Source organism: Mucilaginibacter sp. A3364 (assembly GCF_059690715.1).
In genome coordinates, this window is record NZ_JCAWED010000001.1 from 415,293 (window position 1) to 435,340 (window position 20,048).

General features: G+C 44.1%; 7 protein-coding genes. 2 read left to right on the plus strand and 5 right to left on the minus strand.

Features of this window, described 5'->3' with window-relative positions; all coding sequences use genetic code 11:
* The first annotated feature begins 23 nt into the window (after positions 1–23).
* On the plus strand, positions 24–497 hold the full coding sequence (locus AC59JT_RS01740) for a universal stress protein (protein ID WP_497395513.1): 474 nt from the start codon (positions 24–26) through the stop codon (positions 495–497).
* A gap of 61 nt (positions 498–558) precedes the next feature.
* On the opposite strand, the gene AC59JT_RS01745 is transcribed toward AC59JT_RS01740, so the two are convergent.
* Positions 559–1,848, minus strand: coding sequence for an HAD-IB family phosphatase (locus AC59JT_RS01745; RefSeq protein ID WP_497395515.1), 1,290 nt, complete (start codon positions 1,846–1,848; stop codon positions 559–561).
* Positions 1,849–2,021: 173 nt separating this feature from the next.
* Here AC59JT_RS01745 and AC59JT_RS01750 point away from each other — a divergent pair, with 173 nt between their 5' ends.
* Positions 2,022–2,669 carry a DUF4136 domain-containing protein gene (locus AC59JT_RS01750; RefSeq protein WP_497395517.1) on the plus strand — a complete coding sequence of 216 codons (648 nt, stop codon included), beginning with the start codon at positions 2,022–2,024 and terminating at the stop codon, positions 2,667–2,669.
* 30 nt (positions 2,670–2,699) lie between these two features.
* Here the strand turns inward: AC59JT_RS01750 and AC59JT_RS01755 are convergent, their stop codons facing one another.
* From AC59JT_RS01755 to AC59JT_RS01770, 4 genes are all read right to left on the minus strand, one after another.
* On the minus strand, positions 2,700–2,918 hold the full coding sequence (locus tag AC59JT_RS01755; protein WP_497395519.1) for a hypothetical protein: 219 nt from the start codon (positions 2,916–2,918) through the stop codon (positions 2,700–2,702).
* 128 nt (positions 2,919–3,046) lie between these two features.
* Entirely contained in the window at positions 3,047–6,145 is a 3,099-nt protein-coding gene (locus AC59JT_RS01760) for a DUF8693 domain-containing protein (RefSeq protein ID WP_497395521.1), read from the minus strand.
* Positions 6,146–6,428: 283 nt separating this feature from the next.
* Complete coding sequence (locus AC59JT_RS01765; RefSeq protein ID WP_497395523.1) at positions 6,429–12,503, minus strand: DUF8693 domain-containing protein; 6,075 nt, start codon at positions 12,501–12,503, stop codon at positions 6,429–6,431.
* Positions 12,504–12,805: 302 nt separating this feature from the next.
* Positions 12,806–19,984, minus strand: coding sequence for a T9SS type A sorting domain-containing protein (locus AC59JT_RS01770; RefSeq protein WP_497395525.1), 7,179 nt, complete (start codon positions 19,982–19,984; stop codon positions 12,806–12,808).
* Positions 19,985–20,048 lie beyond the last annotated feature (64 nt).

Below are 20,048 nucleotides of genomic sequence, written 5' to 3' on the forward strand. Positions count from 1 at the left end.
ATCAGTAACCAACCTTTTATGTCATGAAGATCAGGAAAATAATTATAGGTGTAGATGATAGTAAGTATGCTGATCACGCCACGCAATATGCATTTGATATAGCCCATCAGTTTAAAGCCGGTGTAGGATTGGTGCATATAATGGAACCGGCTGTAATGCCTATAACCAATAATGTTGACCCTATACTGGGATCAAACATACAGGACGTAGCCGCCATTGATCCCGAAGTGATCGGTATTCAAAATAAAGCCAATACGAAACTGCTTGATGATATTGTAGAAAAATACGCCGGCGACCTCCCTATTACCTATTTTAACGAATATGGCGACACCGCCGACGGAATTATTAATTGCGCCAAAGAGTTTAATGCAGATATGATCGTGATCGGTACCCATAGCCGTACAGGTATCGACAGATTGATCATGGGCAGCGTGGCCGAACACGTGGTGCGTCATTCTAAAATACCAGTATTGGTAGTGCCTTTCGGGGGATCTTAAACAAAAGGTCCGAAAAATGCACTGGCATCTTTCGGACTTTTCTTCTTATCAGGCTTCTGCACTAATATAATAGCCTGAATTTTATCGTTTGCTCAATAGCCTTCAGTTCGTTCAATACCTCTGTATCGTAGCCCGTGTTTACGTCGGTTATTACGTAACCGATCTGGCTGTTGGTAACCAAAAATTCGCCTACGATGTTAATGTTATGGCGCGCAAATACATCATTTATTTTAGCCAATATACCCGGTACGTTTTTGTGAATGTGTATCAAACGGTGCGCGTTGCTTACACGCGGTGGCTGCAAATCCGGAAAATTGCAGCTGGTATGCGTTTTTCCTTCGTTCATAAAAGCAATAACCCGTTTAGGTAAAAAGTCGTCGTTGCGCGGGTTATGTTTTGGATCGTCAAATATAATGATACCTTGCTCACAGGCTGCTTCGGCCAGTTTGCGGTTAGCTTTGCCAAAACAGCCGATAACTTTTAATCTGCCCGAATTTTGTATTTGCTCGGGCGTAGGCTGATGGGCTTCATCGCAGAATAAAACACCGGCTTCTTCCAGGTATTTTTCCTCTATCTCGTCGCGCTGACGTATGTTGTAACCCTCCTTGCGCATTTGGGCCAGGGCATCTTCTTCAATATTGCCTACCACCAAACATTTAATACGGTTTTTTGGGTATGATATCGCGCGTGGCAGCTGGTTTAAGTATAAAAACTCATCAAAGCTAGGTGTAACATGGTCGGCTTTTTCAATAACCGATTTACGCTCGATATTCTCTGTAAAAGCAAAAAACTTTTTGATCATCCCCGATTCCTTCAACTGGAAATCAGAATAACCATCGCCAATACCATAAATATCGCCTTCCAGCTTTAACTCTTTTAACAGCTTAACCTTGCCACCTTCCTGCGACAAGGGGTTCTCACGATCATAACCAATGATCTTACCCTCTTCATCAAACACGAAAGTGTTGGCGTATATATTGTCTTTTTTAATATGATACTCGGTAACAACGGGCGTAATAAATTCCTTAAATCCGCCGGATACGATCAAGACTTCGTCCTGGTGATTTTTAAAGAATATGGTATTGCGCGAAAAGGAAGTAGATACCTTTTTTTTAAGGTGCGATATCAGCTGTTTCAAATGATCGCGATCAGCTTCTAATAGTTGCACACGTTTCTCCAAACTCTCGCTGAAAGACAGGCGGCCTTCCATTGATGCATTGGTAAGGTCTTCTATCTGCTGGTATATTTTTTCCCTGTCGGGATGGTTTTTTAACGAAATACGCGCAAGCTCATCCAGGGCTTCAACCTGGGTGAAGGTGCTATCAAAGTCTATAATAAAATATTGGCTCATTATTTTGGGGTGCAAAATATGTATTGCTGACAGAGGTAGTAATATCAGGTGAGCAAAAATGCAATTTTTGGACGATTGTTTTGTAATTTATATCACATTATAAAACTTAATTTGGCATTAAACTCTTTTGCCCGCTAATTGTCTAAACCATATAATTGAGGAGAGAGATGATTATGAAAAGATCGATTTTTGCCCTTGCCCTGGTGTTAATGATATCGGCATGCGGCACAACGTATAACTATTACACCGCGGGCCTTAACCGCACCAATCTTAGCCTTTACCGTAGTTTTGCCTGGATGCCCGTAGGGCGTACTAACGCCAAGGATAACCCCAACATGATGGCTGACGCCAAAATAAGGGACGCTGCTACCGAAGCGCTAACAGCTAAAGGGCTTAACCTGCAGCAACGCGATCCCGATCTGCTGATAAGCTATTCAACAAGCGTGGGCAGGGGTGTGCGTACCAATTATTATCCTAACTATTTTGCAGGTGGTATTTACCCGGGCTATGGTGTCGGGTATGGCGGCTGGTATCGTCCTAACTACTTTTACTATGGCGCACCGTTTGCCTACTATGGCGGCACATCGGTTGAGCGCGAACACTATAAAGAAGGTACTTTAATTATTGATCTGATAGATAGACGCAGTAAACAAGTTGTTTGGCGTGGCTATGGTGTAGGCGAAGTAGGTAAAAACCATCAAAAGAATGTTGATGATCTGCCTAAAGTAGTTAGCGGAATACTGGCGCAGTTAAGCTTGGCCCCATCATCTGCTCCACCGGCGGGTGGTAGTGGAAGGCCGTATAATTACAGGGCCAGGTAATAAAATAAATTTTATTGGAGGAAATTACAATTAAGCAGCTTTTACAGCTGCTTTTTGTTTGCGTGTTAAATGCAGGCAGGTAAAAATCATGGCTACAGCAGCCAAAACTATAACCCAAGTGTCAAGCGGAGTACAATTTACCACATCATCCGGATCGGCACCACCGCAAGGCACATCGCCCGGGCCGGCAAGCAATTGTGTGGCGGTGGTAACAGCTAATAATAACGTTAAGAATATCCTTTTTTTCATGTTCTATAATCAAACGCTATTATAAATAGCTTATTGCGTCAAAGCGTTATCAGGGGGATTATCAACTGTTTTTCTGCCTGCAAATTTACGATACAATTTTCAGGTTTAATGAATAAATAGTTGATTAATTATAATTTTAAGAAAGTGCTGCTGTTTACACTTTTATCTTTTTCGTTGATCACTTTTACAAAATAAGTCCCCGGTAAAAGCGAGCTAACATCGCCTTGCCACGATGCCTGAGCAGAAGCGATATTTTTTAACACGCGACCAAAGCTGTTGGTGATCGTAATGCTGTATTTTCCCTGATCGGGGCTGTTGGTTAATGACAAGTTAAGGGTAGCGCTAACCGGGTTAGGGAACACGGTTAATACCTGAGTAATTATATCTGCTAGGTTTTTAAACTCAATGTTTACTTTTTGCGAATAAGTGATTGTACCGTTAATATCTTCTTGTTTTAAGCGGTAAATGTTTTCGCCTATAACAGGGCTTTTATCCAGTATGCTGTATTTGCCTTGCGCGCTTGCTTTTTCGCTGGCTATAATGTTAAATGTTTTGCCACCGTCGGTGCTTTTTTCTACAGTGAAGTAGGTGTAATCACCTTCGTTTTCGGTTTTCCAGGCTACTTCAACATTGCCTGCTGATTTTTTAGCTGTAAGGTCAAGCAAACGGTAAGCATAACCGGCATTTTGACGTATAACCAACGTAAACCTGTTGCTGCCCAAGCTGGTAGTATCGCTTGCTATAATATTGAAAGTGTAGGTTGGGTTATGTTTAATATCCAACGAGTCTTTTTTGTAGGCGTCCATCAACCATACATCATACAGCGCAGGTATATTTTTAATTTCGGTTAAATTAAGCGTATACAAGCCGTCTGCCGTAGCGGCAACATTTAACTTGATTTTTTGGCTTTGTTTAGCCAAAGGCAATGCCAGCTGATTTATAGCTAATGCTTGTTTATCGCTTGATAAGTTAGCAAGGCCAATAACACCACTACCTTTTAGGTATTGCACGTCTTCATCCTCGTTATATTCCGCCTTCGCGCCTTTGTTAAATATAATTACAGTTTCGTCTTTGTTTACAGAATCTTTGGCTAACTGCAAGCGTAATGATTGCTCTAAACTGGCTTGAACAGGGGTGCCTAATAACAAGCTGCTGCCTGTAACCTGTGATGTTGCAGATTTTGATGTTTCGTAAAAAATAATTTTTGCGGCGCTGCTGGTAGCTTTCACAAAAAAGCCTTGTCCGGCAGGGATAATATTAGTACCGCCCGGGCTGCCCGACGCTGTGCCGGTAGTTGAGCTGGTGCTGGTGTAAACGGAGTAGTTTTTAGTAGTAGCGTTGTAAATATAAACAGCATGTCCAACGTTAGGGGCATAAATGCCCGTACCGTTATCTGTACTGCCAGTATTATTGTAGTGCGTATTCCAGTTTATGGAGCTGGCGTAAGGGTTGCCGATCAGGTTAAAGCCTTTTACCGCAGTATTGCCCGTTGCTGTTGAAAATGCCAGTGTGCTGGCGCCATTTGTCCAGTTTTTAACAGTGATAGCGCCGGTGTTTAAGGGGCCTGTTTGTGTAAGTGTAACATCAGCGGGAACAGTTGTTGTTACGGTACCATTATTCCCCCTGAAGAAAAACAGGAAGCCTGTACCTACCGGCATATTTATATTACCGTCAACAGTACCTAAGCTGTAGGCTGTTGTGTTGTTAATTTTAGTTACGGCCCTGTAATTACCCGATGTGAAGCTGCTGTTGCTTGGTGCTAAATTATCCCTGTATAAATAAATGGTTGGGTTACCGGTAGCGTCAAAACCACCGTTTGCAGCGCCTGTTAAATAAGTACCACTGCCTTTTAAAAAGCTTAAGTTATAATAGCCCGAGGCATCATAAACTGCCGACGAAAGCAAACGATAGCCACGATAAGTAAGGCTGTTATTGCCCGTAATAAAGCGTTCAACATTTACGTCACCGGTAATTGTTGCGCCGGTAGTAATAGGGCCAACGGCAGCAGATCCTGTAGCGTCCGATTCTAGGGTTAAATCTCCGTTGGTTGAAAAACTAGATGTAGCTGCGGTTAAATTTAAAACGGAAGCGGGAGCAATGGTAGTAGTTCCGCCAAAGGCATTCGAAAAAGAACCTGCTGCTACATTAAAGGTTGCTTTTGAACCTGATGAGCCGATATTAACAGAACCAATGTTGTAAAAATTGGTAGCAACGTTAAGCGTTGAATTTAACGCTGTACTAATGGTGCCCAAAATGTTATACACGTTATTAGTGGCACCTCCGCTAAAATTTAGTGTGGAGCCTGAAGCAAGTGCTGAGGCACCAGCCAGGTAAATACTACTGGTAGTAGGTAATAAGGTACCGGTTGCATTTGCAAGACAGCTAACACCGTTAGATAGAGTAAACGTGGTGCCCGTCATTGTTACGCGGGGCGATACACCAGTTTTACTATTGGTAGTGCCAAAAATTAGCTGCCTCACGGTAATGTCCGAACCATTAGCGATAACGGGATTTTCGCCACCATTAGTGCTGTATGACGCTACGCCAATATAAACTATATCATTAGAGCCCGGCGTTCTGTTAGCATTTTGATAACCACCTGAGCCGTTAGACACTCGCCAGCCATTGTTTGATGACCAAACTGTAGTATTATCACCGTACCAATAAATGGCCGAATAAAGATTATATGTATTGCCGGTACCCGAGCCTGATAAAGTTACAGCCGGGCTATTATTAAACAAACCACCACTGCCTGCTGATATTGAAAAGGTTATGCTTGTAGGAGGTACTGTAGTGCCGAAATGAACAGGGGTTATAATTAAAAAATAATAATAAGTACCTACAGCATAGGTTCTGTTTACGTTAAATTTTAATTGGGTACCGTTACCATTGCAATTGATAGTTTGTTGTACCGCTCCTGAAGAGTAAACGTTAGAATTTGTACGTACTAATTTGATATTGCCGGAAGTGAATAAAGTAGCCGGATCTGAGTAATTGGAATTAATATACAAATCAGAAATGGTAGACGTTGTTGAACCCGTTACGGTGATCTGGATACCGATAGGTACAAAGTTAGTTTGGCCCTGCTGTGCTGTTAGTGGTGTAGTAATGCCATTGGCAGATGATGTAAACGTGGTAACCGTTACAGCGGCCAAAGTTTTTTCAACTGATACACAGCCTAATATCGCGACAGTAAGTAAAAATTTAAAAAGTAATAGTTTTTTCACCTTTAACAGTATTGATATATACGTATTGACAAAAACTATGCAACAGAAAGGCTGTTTATAATAAAAGCCCCTAAAAATTGTCAACACGGTTTAGTTACGTAATAAATACTGTTATGGTTTACGGAAAAACGGCAATTTTGTTATGAATTTCATAAACAGAGGGGTTGTAAGAAAAGGCGTACTATCGGCAGTAATTGCCCATTGTGGGGAGTCTTTTTCCCCGGAAAAGATTGAAACTTTACAGTTCCAATCGCTCCGGGTTAAAGTATATAAGGGAAAGGGATTACAATTTTACAAATGATCCGCGACCAACCAGGCTCTTGTCTTTATCATCAAGTACCTTCACAAAATAGCTTCCCGGTAACAGGTCGGCTAACTCCTTATTCCAGGTTTTTTGCGATGATACGGTTGATACTACAACTCTACCGGTACTATTTGTAATAGTGATTTGGTAGTTGCTGCTCGTTTCGGCGGTTTTATTAATGTTGATGTTGAGCAACGAGCTCGTAGGGTTTGGATAAATACTGATATCGGCCGTTGCTACATTATTATTAGCGGTGGAGAATAATACACTCGCACGGTTTGAATAGCTTATATTTCCGTTAACATCTTCTTGTTTTAAGCGATAGATATTTTCGCCGTTAGCGGGTATTCTATCTGTTAGGCTGTACGTGCCCAGGCCGCTTGCTTTTTCGCTGGCGATGATCTGGAAAGTTTTGCCGCCATCAGTACTTTTCTCCACCGTGAAATAAGTATAGTCGGCCTCATTTTCAACTTTCCAGCCTACCTCAACGCCCGAACCCGATTTTTTAGCGGTAAAATCCAGTAATCGATACGCATAGTCCGCATTTTGGCGAATAACCAGGGTGAACCTGTTGGCGCTGGTTGTGGCGGTATCGGCAGCTACCAGGTTAAAATTATAGGTAGGATTATGCTTGATATCCAGCGAATCTTTCTTGTAAGCATCCATCAACCATACATCATACAAATCTGGAATGTTGGTAACCTCCGTCATATTAAGTTTGTAGATACCATCGCCGCTAGCAGCCACGCTTAGTTTTATTTTTTGCGCCTGTTTGGCGGTAGGCAAGGCCAATTGATTGATAGCTAATGATTTTTTATCGCTTGACACATTAGCTAAACTCACCACGCCCGAACCTTTAAGATAGGCCACATCTTCCTGTATGTCATAAGTTGTTTTGGCATCGCGGTTAAAAATAACTACGGTCTCATCTTTGTTTATCGAGTCTTTAGATAATTGTAAACGCAAATGCTGATCGATATTAGCATTTACCGGTGTGCCCAAAAGTAAACTGCTGCCGGTAACCTGTGTATTTACCTTGGCCGACTCGTTAAAAATAAGCTGAGCCTTATTAGTTAGCGCACGCACGAAAAATCCTTGGCCTGCCGGTATGATGCTGCTGCCACCCGGGCTGCCCGATGAAGTACCGCCGCTGCCACTGCTGCTGGTCCACACAGAGTAATTTTTAGTGGTAGCATTGTAAATATAAATGGCATGGCCAACATTAGGCGCATAAATGCCCGTGCCGGTATTGCTTGCGCTGTTGTTGTAATGCGTATTCCAGTCAATTGAACTTGGATAGGGGTTGCCTACAAGGTTAAAACCTTGAACGTTTGCCGCCGCGGTTAAACTAGTAAATGACAGTGTATCCAGGCCATTTGTCCAGTTTTTCACCTTAACCTGGCCCTGGTTTAAATTTCCTGATTCTGTTAAAACAACGTTGGTTGGTAAAGTGGTGGTAACAGTACCATTATTTCCTCTGAAAAAGTACATAAAACCGGCACCTACAGGCATGTTTTTATCGCCGTCAACAGTGGTTAACGTATACGCAGGCGTATTGGCGATGTTATTTATTGCACGATAGTTTCCACTGGTAAATGAGTTTGCATTAGGGGCTGCATCGTCTTTGTACAAATAAAGTGTGGGGTTGCCGGCAACATCCCAGCCATTAGTTGCGCCACCGGTTCCCGTAAGATAGCTGCCGCTGCCTTTTAAGTAGGATAAACTGTAATACCCGGTAACATCATTTGTTGATGATGATAATAACCTATATCCGCGATAAGTTAGGCTGCTGTTACCGGTGATGAAACGTTCAACCTTGTAAGTACCTGTTAATGCACTGGTACCTGTTAAGGCCCCGACGGTTGCTGATCCGCTTGCGTCAGATTTTAGCGTAAACGTACCGCTATTGGCAACAGTGGCATTGCTTGCCAGGCTTAACCGGCCCGTAGATGCTATGTTGAATGTACCTGCATTGCTTAGCGCGGTATTGCTTAATGTTAACACGCCGCTGGCATCAATGCCTGATACAGCTGTGCTAGCTAAAGCAAGTGCTCCTGGACCTGCAATTGTGGCATTACTGCTACTGCTTGCCTCCAGTGTTTGGTTTAAAGTCAATGTAATGCCAGAATTTATTGTTATAGTTGGTGTAACTGTTGAGCCGAAAGAAAGGCCGCCAATTGTTGTATTAGCCGTAATTACCGGGGCATTACTGCCGTAGTTAAAGCTGCCAATTCTAACAACATCATTTACGCCCGGCACTGCACCGCTGCCGCCTGTAAGTGTTTTAAAGTTGTTAGCTACGGTAAACGAATTGCTTGTGCCGCCTCTCCATTCCAGGGTTCTAAAAATAGTGAAGCTTAAGCCGTCATTAGTTGTAGCACTGACGTTGCCATTTGAAGATGACATTGCATCATTATTGTTAAAATTAAAAATTAAAGTGCCGGTGTTATGAGTGGTATTTGCCAAAAAATCAGCAACTACAAAATAATAATAAACTGTTGGGTTTTCATAGTCGGTAAAAGCCTGGCTCACATCAATCAACGTGTTAGAGCCAAAGCTGTATGACGCCGTTACAGGCGTAGCGTGAGAAAAGTATTGATCTGTGGAGCGGTATAACCTTCCGTTGTTAAAATGATTAGTAACGTTTAAGGAACTTGGTAATTTAAACCGGGTTATAGTTGTTACGCCAAGTACGCTTAGTTTAAAGCTAAATAATACCAAATTAGTTTGTCCGTATGATAATGCGCTGCCGCTTAAACCATTTGCTAAACTGTTGTTTCCTGTAAGCGTAACGGTTGGCGCAGGCACAGCATAGTTTTTAGATGAAAAAAACTGATTATAGCTGGTATTGGTACCTGCAGCATTTGTTATCTGGTTTAACACACCCTGGTAATTTCCGCTTGTGCCATAGTAAATATCTTCGGCTACCAAAAAATAATATTGCGTGGTATTTAGTATTGACTCAGTTAAACCGGTTATATTAATGGCGGTACCACTGAAACTGGCAGTGCCAATTTGTGTAAGCGAGCCGGTACTGTAATCATTGGTTGTACTGCGGTATAATTTGGCATTTTTAAATGTGGCCGACATGGTACGACCTTGATTGTCGGCGATACGTACAGCAGACATGGTTGTTAAACCTGTACTTTGTACGCTGAATCCTGCAAATGCAACAGGCCCTTGACCGTAAGTTAAATTTGAAACCAGACCACCGGTGATTGAGGCAATGGTGGTTGATGTAGTAGCCAATGTAAAAGCCGTACCTGTTACATTAAACGAATTATAGCTTGATGATGGGCTTGACTGAACAAGCGCGTTAGTACCTTGCCCGCTGGTAAAGTTAAATGTAACCGAACTGGCCGAATTACCGGTGTAAACACCGTCAACCACTAAAAAGTAGTATTTAGTTTGGTTAGTTAATGATTCGGACAGACCGGTAAAATTGGCGTACGCGCCGCTTATACTTCCCGTACCAATTAAAACAGGCGAACCGGTGGTATAATTGTTAGTACTACTTCGGTACAATCGTACGTTACCTATGTAAGTTGAAAGGCTATTGTTATTGCTATTGATGTTAACCCCTGATATGGTTGAACTTCCGCTAACGGTAATATCAAATCCAAAAACCGCAATATTGGTTTGACCACCATATATTGTGGTTGAGCCTAACCCGTTTTGCTGGCCGTTAACCGTTATAAGTGCCGAATTTATTGGGTATGTATTACCACTTGTATTATAAGTATTATAAGTTTGGGTAGTAGGCGTGTTTTGAGTTAAAGCAACTGTTGATTGCCCGCTGGTAAAATTAAATTGCAGCGAAGCGGGTAAGGTGCCGCTGCTGTTGGTATAATCGCCTACTAAAAAGTAATAGTTTGTTTGGCCTGCATTATTGGTGAATGCCTCGTTTAAACTGGTAATATTAACAAAATTACCGCTTATGGCCGCCGTGCCTACTAAGGTAGGGGTGCCTGTACCGTAACTATTAGTTGTGTTACGGTAAAGCCTGAAGTTTGTAAAATATGATGAAAGCGAAAGGTTGCTATTAATGCTAAACTGCGTAAAGTTCAGCTGCGCGTAAGCAGTAAGGCTAAAGCCAAACAATGCCAGGTTGTTTTGTCCGCTTATCAACGTTGTGCCGTTAGCCAGCAGGCCGCCGGTTATACTTGATACAGCGGGTACAGTTGGCGTGCTAAAAGTATAATAGCCGTTGTACAGGTTAGGATCTACCGTAGTAGCTGATGCATTTGTTACCTGGTTTAAAACGGGCTGAAAAACACCGCTGGTGCCGTAATAAAAATCTTCGGCCACTAAAAAGTAATACTGCGTAGTATTGGGTATGGTCTCGGTTAAGCCGGTAACCGTAATGTTGCTGCCGTTAAAAACAGCGTTACCAAGCAATGTTGCGGTTCCGCTTCCCCAGGTGTTGGTGGTATTGCGGTAAAGTTTGCCGTTGGTGAAATAGTTTTGCGTTGTAAGCGCAGCAGCACTTGTTATGCGAATGGCCGAAAGCGTGCCCAGGCCGGTTGCCTGTATGCTAAAACCGTATATTGCGGTAGGCCCCTGGCCATACAAGATAGGGCTGCCTGAAAGGCCGCCGGTAATTGCTGCCATGGTCATTGAGGTAGCACCTAGCGTATACGCGTTACCTGTAACGGTAAAGGTATTGTAAGATGATGATGGACTTGTTTGCGTGATAGCCGCGCTGGATTGCCCCGAACTAAATCTAAACGTTACCGAACTGGCTGATGAGCCCGTGTAAATACCATCGGCAACCAGGAAGTAATATTGTGTGGTATTTGTTATAGATTCGGATAAGCCGGTAACATTAACATAGCTTCCATTTATGGTAGCCGTGCCTATTTGGGTAAGGGTGCCCGAATAATTATTAGTTGTACTGCGATATAATTTTGCATTACCAATATAGGTAGATAAGCTATTATTAGTGCTGTTAATATTAAACGCTGATATAGTAGTGCTACCAGTTACAGCAACACCAAAGCCAAATAAAGGTAAATTGGTTTGGCCACCATAAATGGTAGTTCCGTTTGCCGTTACACCATTTTGTTGAGATGACATAGTAATACTGGCACTGTTTATACTAAAAGTATTGCCCAATGCCGTAAAAGTATTGTAAGCGCCCAAACCAGTGCTGGTAGAAATAGCAGTGCTGCCTTGGCTTCGGGCAAAGTTAAACTGCACATCAGTTGGGGTGGCGCCGCTCGGGCAGTCGGCCACAAGCCAGTAATATTTTGTAGCGCCCGCAGCAATACTTTCAGATAATCCGGTAAAGCCTACATAGCTTGTACTTACGGTACCATTAGCTGTTGATGAGCCCGGAAAAGTATTACTGGTATTGGTATATAACCTAAAATTGTTTAAGTAGGACGAAAGGCTTGATAAATTACTATTGATATTAAAGCCTGTTATATTAATACTTGAAGCAGAATTATTCTTTACTGTAAACTCAAAAAAACGCGTGTTGGTGGTAGTGGGGGTAACGATGGTTGCCGATGACGATATTTCGCCGGTTTGATTAACAACTGTAATTGGGTAAGGGGTGGCGGCGCCATAGCTGTAGCCCTGGTTCATGCTAAACTGGGCCTGGTAATTAGTACCGTTAATATCAACCGCAAATGTTGAACTATAATCAACAATCATTTGAAAATAGTCGGCCGAAGAGTTTATGATGTCCGCAACCAGGAAATAATAATTAGTTCCGCTAATGGTTTCCTGGAAGTTGTTGACGGTGGTAGTAGTGCCGTTAAAAATAACGTTACCAACAGCGGTGAGTGTACCGGTTGTAAAATTATTGGTTGTGCTGCGATATAAAGTACCGTTTGCTACAAAGTTGTTGCTTGATTTGTCTGATGTAAAGTTAAACTGCCTGAAGGTTATGCTACCTCCGGTAACGGCTACTCTAAATCCCGCCAGGGCTACCCTGGTTTGACCCGCTGTTACAGAGCCCGCCAGGCCACCCGTTTCATTTCCAAAAGTAGCCGTTTGGGCAAATGCAACGTCATTGCCGGCAAGTACACCCACCAACAAAGTAACCATTAACAAGAGTTTAAGTAAAAGCTTTTTCAACCAATAGTAAAATTAATCACTTACTAAAAGAGCAAAAACAATGCTGGCACACTTTTATGATGTAAAAATCTATGTAACAATGCAAATGCATGTTATTTATAGCTATAAACAGGAGGTGGATTTGACGGTCATACTTCCTGGCTTGTTTTCCTGAAATACTAGTGGGGTGTGTAATAATTTCCACCTTTGGGTATTTTATTGCCCATTTTGAGGCGCCACGACATGGCCTGTCCTGGTTAAAAGTTCAACTAAAAATTAAATTTTACGCTTTTTTACAACTTTATGAAGGATGATTTTCCTACACTTTCGCCTGTTGTAGTATTGCTTACCTGTATAAAATACGTACCCGGCAAGAGGGCGCTTACATCGGCGTTCCAGATGACCTGATTGGATGTTATTGACTGTAAAACTTTGCCGCTGCTACTAGTCAGCGTTATCAGGTATTTGCCGCCATTTGTTTTGGAATTAATGACGATGTTAAGCGGCGCGTTGGTTGGGTTAGGATAAATGCTGATACCATTATCGCTCACTGTAGTTATTTTAGGTGATATGTTAATGATCGCTGTTTTAGAATAAGTTACCACACCGTTAATATCTTCCTGCTTTAAACGGTAGTAGTTATCACCCGTCACCGGCAATTTATCCAGATGACTGTAAGTGCCGTTTCCATTAGCATGTACACTTTCAATTATGTCAAATGTTTTTCCACCGTCAACACTTCTTTCCAGGGTGAAGTAAGTGTAATCCGCTTCATTTTCTGCTTTCCAGCTTAGCTGAATATTGTTATTGGTGGTTTTAACTGCATTAAAATCCAGTAAACGATAAGCCAGTCCGGCGTTTTGCTTGATAACCAGGGTAAAGCGGTTTGATCCGAAACTTGCCGTGTCTTTAGGGTAAATATTAAAGTTATAGGTTAAGTGGTTACGGATATCCAACGAATCTTTTTGATAAGCGTCCATCAACCATACCTCATATAGCGCCGGGATATTTTTTATCTCGGTTAAGTTAAGTTGGTATATGCCTTCGGTTGTGGCGTTTACGTTTATCTTTATTTTTTGTGCCTGTTTAGCTTTCGGGAAAGCTATCTGGTTAATGGCCAGGGCGCGGTTATCGCTTGATAGGTTTGATAGGCCAAGCACCCCCGTGCCACGCAAATACAATACGTCTTCATTTAGTTTATAGGCATTGCTTGCGCCGGCCTTAAACAAAATAACCGACTCATCTTTATTGATATCGTCTTTTGATAATTGCAAGCGAAGGTGCTGGTCAACATCAGCACTTACCGGCGTACCCAGTAACAAATTGCTGCCGGTAACCTGTGTATTTACCTTGGCCGATTCGTTGAAGATCAATTTACCATCTGTACCCGTTGCCCGCACAAAAAATCCTTGTCCCGCAGGAATAATATTGCTACCACCCGGCGAACCGCTCGACAAACCGGAGCTTGAACCTGTATTGGTATAAACCGAATAGTTTTTGGTGGTGGCGTTATAAACGTAAATGGAGTTTTCCAGGCTTCGTGTGTAAATACCGGTAGTGGTGCTAACATTACCGAAAGCAGTATTCCAGTCGATAGAGCTTGGGTATGGGTTGCCCACCAAACTAAAGCCTTTTACTGATGCGGCTGCCGCCAGGTTGGTGTATGATAAGGTATCAGTAGTGGGCCTGAACCAGTTTTTAACCACAATTTGTCCCTGGTTAACTTTGCCTATCGCGTTCAACACAACATCGTCGGGTGGTGTAGACGACACGGTACCTTCATTCCCCCTGAAAAAATACATAAAACCATTGCCAACAGGCATGTAAAAATCGCCGTCGATGGTTGTTAATTTGTAGCTTGGTGTATTGTTAATGGCGGTAATTGCCCTGTAATTACCGTTTGTAAACGAACTTGCCGAAGGTGTTTGATCATCGCGATACAAATATAAAGTTGGTGCACCTGCAACGTCAAAGCCATTAGTAACGCCGTCTTTGCCGGTAAGGTAACTGCCGCTGCCTTTAAGGAATGCCAGGCTGTAAGCGATATTGGCCGAATCGGGCGATGATACCGGCGATGACAATAACCGGTAGCCGCGGTAAAGCAAATTGCCATTACCCTTGATAAAACGCTGCACATCTACATTCCCGGTTATTGAAGCGCCTGTCGCTATTGCGGCGATGGTGCCCGTTCCGGTAGAGTCTGACAACATCACCAGGTTATCACTGCTGGCCAACGTTGCAGTACCCGCCATAGTTAAAACGCCCGAAGGTGAAACGGAATAACTACCCGTGTTAAGTGTTTTGGTGCCCGAGTTACCAAACGTTACCTGATTAAATATTACGCCGTTGCCACCATCATCATTAATGGTTTGCGCGGTGCCTGTGAACTGTACGGTGGCGTTGTTTGTGGTAAGATCAACCTTACCATCGGCAGATGACCAGTTGCCTTTAACCACAATGGTTCCGCCGGCAGCCGTTTTTGTTCCCGCATCCGAAAAAAGCAGATCGGTATACGTGCCTGCCATGATGGTTTGGTTGGATGAGCCGTTATATTCCACACCAATATTCCAGGTTTTACCTGTCGGGATAGGTGCTGCCGACGTATTTTGTGTTTGCAAAATGCCCGTACCACTGGTACTAAAGCCCCCGCCGGTTGCCAGCACGTTGGTGCCCATATTCAGGTTGCCGCCGTTTAGTGTTAATTGCCCGTTAATAGTATAAGTAGCGGTGCCGGCCGGCATAGTAACACCTTGTGCATTGTTAATGGTAAGGTTATTAACGGTGGACGGGAGGCCGCCACCAATTTGCTGCGCATCGCTACCATTAAATGTGTAGTTGCCGCTGGTACTGTAGCTACGGCTCCCTGTATTTTGTATCGAGCCAAGATATATACCCGCAGCGGTAAAGCCATCATCATTATCAGTAAGGATAGTGCCCCCGTTATTCAGCGTAAAATTACCGGTTGAGCCATCCCATATATATTCGCCAAAATTTAGCGTAGCGCCGTTGTTTACAGCAAAGTTTATATTGCCTGTAAATACGCCGCCTGTTTTTACAAAGTTTTGTGTTGTTGAGCCATTAAATGATACCAGGTTATTGCCGCTGCCTTTTTGTATGGTACCGCCTTCTATAGTAAAGTTTCCGGCAAAGTTGATATTCGCGGTACTATTGGTCTTGTTTAACTCGGTAACCCCGGCTGATTGAAGGAAATCTCCCCTTATAGACATTGTAGCACCAGTTGCCGAAAGCGCAAACTCACCGCCTCCGGTTGAAATAACGGTCAGGTTTTTTACACTGGCCGTTGTATTGGATAAAAAGGCTACGCCATTGCCGCTAACATTTTGGTTAGGGCAGTTCCATATTAAATTTCCAAAAGTTTGATTGCCGCCGCTAAGCGTGCCGGTAGCGCTGGTGTAACCAATTATTTCGCAGGTCGAGGCATCATCCCAGGTAGCTGTGGGTATGGTACCAACAGCGCTGGTATAATTATGCTGATATTTGCCCGTGCTTAAAAAGCGTAGCGTACCCGCGGTAGTGTTAATGGTGCCGGCATTAGTTACCGTGCCCGATACATCGGCGCCGCCGCTTTGTACCGTTAAGGTAATACCGCTGTTAACAGCTAATTGGCCGTCGCTGTTAACAACTATTTGGTCTGCAGTAACGTTGGCAGTAACAGTTGCTACCATGCCCGCCGTTATGGTAATGGTATTTGCAGCATTGGTTGGTGTAATGGTGGCATCTTGCCAGTTAATATTATCAGCCGAACTTTCCCATGTTAAAGCGTTGTTCCAATCGCCCGAAGCGCCTGTCCTGAAGTAGTCTGTTGTTGCTGTTGGTGTTATACCTAGCGGTACGTCTACAGTAGTTGTAATGCCCGCATCAGTAACTGTAAGCGTAGGCAGCGGAGATGGTGATGAGTTAACTATTTTAACACCATTGGTAAAGGTTTTGGTACCGTTTACCAAAGCTGTGGTTGCCGGTAAAGTTGCTGCCCCATCAGATGAAGTGAAGGTTACGCTATTGGTAACCGTATTTACCAGGTTGTAATAAGCATCAACTGCGTTAACCACTACTGTAAATGTTGAACCGCGTGCCGGTGGGTTTGCCGCGCCCTTTTTGCCGGTAACAGTACCCGGTGTGGCGGTTTCGCCAGGTAGTAATAGTTGTAATTTTGAATAAACTCCCGGTGATATAATAACTGCCGGACTTGAACTGGCCGTTTTGGCACCATTGGTAACGTCAGAGGCGGTAATAACTTTCCCCGGACTAATAACCGTTTTTAAAGTAACGCTGAAAGTTTTGGTACCAGATACTAACGTTGCGTTAGCCGGCATTACCGCGTTTACATCGGTAGAAGTTATGCTGATATTGTCAACAGCCGAAGTTACCACATTCCACGCGCCATCTACGGCGTTAACCGTAACGTTAAACGGCGTCCCTGCTACCGGAGTGGTAGGTGTGCCTGTTTTACCGGTAGTTGTTCCTGGTGCAGCGGTTTCGCCCGGTAGCAAAAGCTGTAGTTTGGTAAAGGCGCCTATACCCACAGTAACAGAGGGACTGGTGTTGGCTGTTTTTGTGCCATCTGTTTGATCGGTAGCCGTTACCGTAAATGTACCCAGCGTTTTAAAATTTACCGAGAAATTGTTTTTGGTGCCCAGGGTCAAAGCCGTGGCGGCGGTTACAACAGCAGCGGCGTCGGTGGTGGTCAATTCAACCACATCGCTAACCGTATTTACTTTATTCCAGTAAGCATCAACCGCGTTAACAGTAACTGTGGTAAGGGCGGTACCGGCGCTTGGGGGCGTTGGCGTACCCGTTTTACCGGTCGCACTGCCTGCATCGGCGGTTTCGCCCGGCAACAACAGTTGTAGTTTAACAAACGAAGCGGCTACGGCACCAACGGTGGTACTAGTATTTTTTTTAGTTGTATTAGCCGCATCTGTAGCGGTTATTGTACGATTGCCCGCTCTTTTAAAAGTAAAACTTAATGACTTGGTTCCCGCTACCAGAGCAGTGTTAGCCGGTAATACAGCATACGGATCGGTTGATGTAATTTTTACAGTTGGCGTAGCCGATGTCACCACGTTATACGCAGCATCAACCGCGTTAACAGTTATGTTAAAAGATGTGCCGGCAGTAGGCACTGTTGGCGTGCCTGTTTTACCGCTAACAGTACCCGGTACGGCAGTTTCGCCGGGCAATAATACTTGTAAGCTATTGTACGCGCCAATAATAACCGAAGTATTCGATCCGGTATTGGCCGTTTTGGTTGGATCTGTAACATCAGTAGCGGTTATGGTTGCGGTGGTAGTTAACGTACGTAACTTAACAGAAAAGTTTGTTTTTTGTCCCGATGCAAGCGCGGCATTATTTGGTATGGTGGCGTTCGCGTCGTTTGATGTTAGGTTAATCACATCTGTTACCGTATTAACTTTGTTCCAGTAGGCATCAACAGCAATAACCGTTACGTTAAATGCCGAGCCGGACGACCTTGGCGTGGGCGTACCTGTTTTACCCGTAGCTGTTCCGGGCGCTGCAGATTCACCGGTCATTAATACCTGTAATTTGTTAAACGCCGCCGGCGATGTGGTTAGCGAGGGGCTTGTGTTAACCGTTTTAACCGTGGTAATATCGGTAGCCGTTAACGTTTTTGAAGCGCCGGCCGTTTTAAGTGTAACACTTAAAGTAACAGTGCCCGCCGTCATGGCGGTGTTGGCGGGCAGCACGGCATTCGCGTCATTTGATGTGATACCTACCACATCGGTTGACGTCGTTATTACATACCAGTTAGCGTCAACTGCATTCGCAATAACATTAAAGGGGGTGCCGGCTACTGGTGCGGTTGGGGTGCCTGTTTTGCCGCTGGCTGTACCCGGCGCGGCAGTTTCACCCGGTAACAATAGCTGCATTTTTGTAAATGCGCCGAACGATACCGTGGCAGACGCGCTCACGCTGGCGGTTTTGCTGCCGTCGGTAATATCTGTAGCTGTTATGGTCTGCGAGCCAAAGGTTTTTAGTGTTACCGAAAATGTTTTCACCCCGGCAACAAGAGCCGCGTTTGACGGCAGCACAGCCGCGCCATCAGAAGACGTAATGCCAACAATATCTGTCGATGAAACAATATTCCAATAAGCATCCACCGCATTAACTGTAGCCGTTAAACTAACAGAGGCAGCCACTGCTGTTGGCGTGCCGGTTTTGCCGGTGGCAGTACCGGGCGCACCTGTTTCGCCCGGTAAAAGTATCTGTAGCTTGGTAAAGGCGGCTGTATTTATAGTGGTTGATGGGCTGGTATTTAATGTTTTGGTGCCATCTGTAATATCAGTAGCGGTTACCGTGCGTGAGCCCGATGTTTTTAAGGTAATGGCAAAAGCTTTTGTTCCTGCAACAAGGGCTGCATTTGCAGGTAAGGTGGCATTAGCATCAGTAGAAGTAATGCCCGCAATATCCGTTACTGATGTAACTTTATTCCAGTTGGCATCAACTGCGTTTACGGTTATATTGAATGATGAACCTGCAGTTTGGGTTGATGGCGTGCCGGTTTTACCGGTAGATGTGCCCGGCGCGGTAGTTTCGCCCGGCATTAACAGCTGTAGCTTTGTAAATGCGCCGGGTGTTGGCGTTACCGAAGGCGATGTATTGGCCGTTTTTGCCGGTGTGGTAACATCGCTTGCAGTTATGGTTTGTGCTATCCCCGCCGTTTTTAACGTAACCGTATAATTTTTTGTACCCGACGCGGCCAGTGCAGCGTTGGCAGGCAATGTAACATTGGCGTCAGAAGCTGTTATTTGTATCACATCTGTTGATGGCGAAAGGTTCCAGTTTTCGTCAACCGCGTTTACGGTAGCGCTAAAACTGGTTCCTGCTACAGGTGTTGTTGGCGTTCCGGTTTTGCCGGTAGCAGTGCCGGGGGCTGCTGTCTCTCCTGGCAACAGTAGCTGCAATTTCACAAAAGTACCTGCTGCCTGTGATAATGAACCGCAGTTATTATTGGTGGCGTTAGTGAAGTTGGCTATTGTGGCCGTACCCGCCGTACGTGTTATATTTACAGAAGATAAAATAGTTTTGGCTGTACACTGTACTTTTATGCCGCTGATGATGATAGCATTTGTAGTGGTTGTAGCGCCGGTATTAAACGTAATAGTAATGCCTGATGAGGTTACCAGCGTTGAAATAACCGTTACATTACCAGCTCCTACCGCCGTACCTGTACCGGCCTGAAACTGCCAATTGGCGGGTGCAGATAAGGTGAATGTAACCAGACTTTGGCTGGCTGCGTAGTCGCCGGCAGCGCCGCTACCTATCCTGATATCGCCTAATGTGGTGTACGCCGCGCCGCTACTACCAACCGATTTATCGGCAGATAGACCGGTGCCACCCGTTGCCGCCGTGATGCTTACGTTGGCACGCGCGCACAGGCACAGCAAGGTGCACAAAGCAAGGCTCAGCAAAAAGCGAAAATAGGGGTACATTGGTTATAGCTACCTTGAAATTTGTAATACAGTGATAATGTGACAAATATATTAAATAGTATAA

Excerpts from the sequence above, each read along its gene's own strand:
- AC59JT_RS01745 (WP_497395515.1), bottom strand. The coding sequence starts at position 1,848 with ATGAGCCAATATTTTATTATAGACTTTGATAGCACCTTCACCCAGGTT.
- AC59JT_RS01750 (WP_497395517.1), top strand. The coding sequence starts at position 2,022 with ATGAAAAGATCGATTTTTGCCCTTGCCCTGGTGTTAATGATATCGGCA.
- AC59JT_RS01770 (WP_497395525.1), bottom strand. The coding sequence starts at position 19,984 with ATGTACCCCTATTTTCGCTTTTTGCTGAGCCTTGCTTTGTGCACCTTG.
- AC59JT_RS01765 (WP_497395523.1), bottom strand. The coding sequence starts at position 12,503 with ATGGTTACTTTGTTGGTGGGTGTACTTGCCGGCAATGACGTTGCATTT.
- AC59JT_RS01755 (WP_497395519.1), bottom strand. The coding sequence starts at position 2,918 with ATGAAAAAAAGGATATTCTTAACGTTATTATTAGCTGTTACCACCGCC.
- AC59JT_RS01740 (WP_497395513.1), top strand. The coding sequence starts at position 24 with ATGAAGATCAGGAAAATAATTATAGGTGTAGATGATAGTAAGTATGCT.